General features: G+C 64.8%; 1 protein-coding gene and 1 pseudogene. One reads left to right on the top strand and one right to left on the bottom strand.

The features are described from left to right. Nucleotides 1-533 (top strand): annotated as a pseudogene (locus ACFVVO_RS35775) (transposase); the annotation flags it as partial. Nucleotides 534-616: 83 nt separating this feature from the next. Here ACFVVO_RS35775 and ACFVVO_RS35780 read toward each other — a convergent pair. After that, a partial coding sequence (locus ACFVVO_RS35780; RefSeq protein WP_390060728.1) for a tetratricopeptide repeat protein occupies nt 617-1,156 on the bottom strand: 540 nt, incomplete at its 5' end.

Here is a 1,156-nt window from a genome sequence, read left to right on the forward strand (position 1 = left end):
ATGCTGGTCTGCGACGGTCTGACCGGTCTCCCGGACGCCGTGAATACCGTCTGGCCTGCGACGATCGTCCAGACCTGCGTCGTTCACCTATTGCGTTCCGTTACGCGGCCCGGCAGGACTGGGAGAAGATCGCGAAGGCGCTCAGGCCCGTCTACACCGCCCCGACCGAGGAGGCCGCGCTGGAGCGGTTCGTGGAGTTCACCGACGCCTGGGGCGGGAACTATCCGGCGATCGTCCGGCTCTGGGAAGCGGCCTGGGCGGAGTTCGTGCCCTTCCTCCGGTTCGACGTGGAGATCCGCAAGATCGTCTGCACCACCAACGCGATCGAGAGCATCAACGCACGGATCCGCAAGGCCGTCTGGGCCCGGGGACACTTCCCCACCGACCAGGCCGCCCTCAAATGCGTCTACCTGGCCGTCATGAGCCTGGACCCGACCGGCACCGGACGCAAACGCTGGACCATGCGCTGGAAGGCCGCACTCCAAGCCTTCGACATCACCTTCGACGGCCGGCTCACCGCCGGACGACGCTGAAGAAAACCGACCGAGTTCCACCGTTCGCTACACGCGGTACGCAGCCTCGTGACGTGTGGCGACCTTCTGAGCCGTAGTTCCGTTCAGAACTGATCGTGGGAGTTTTCCGGTTGCTCGGAAGAGCCTGAGAAATGCCTAAGTCCATGGTCGGTTGCTGAGGTTGTTGCATCTAGTTGCTGTGCTGTTTCGGCAGATTTGCGAGCGTAGGCGAGATGGTTGCGGCTGGCCCGGGTGTTGGGGTGGGTGTTGCCGAGTACCTGCTCGCGTTGGGCGAGGGTGGCCTCGAACAATGGGATGGCCCGTTCCAGATCCCCTGCTGCTTGGTAGGCGCCAGCGAGGTTGTTTCGGCTGGTAAGGGTGGAGGGGTGGGTGTCTCCCAGTACCTGTTCGTACTGGGAGAGGGTGGCCTCGAACAGAGTGGTGGCCCGGTCCAGGTCTCCCGCTGTCTGGTAGGCGCCAGCGAGGTCATTGCGGCTGGCCAGGGTGGAGGGGTGGGTGTCTCCTAGCACCTGTTCGTACTGGGCGAGGGTGGCCTCGAACAGAGTGGTGGCCCGGTCCAGGTCCCCCGCCGCCTGGTAGGCGCCAGCGAGGGAGTTTCGGCTGGCCAGGGTGTAGGGATGGGT

The sequence above is a fragment of the Streptomyces sp. NPDC058145 genome, assembly GCF_042884245.1.
Lineage (GTDB): Bacteria > Actinomycetota > Actinomycetes > Streptomycetales > Streptomycetaceae > Streptomyces.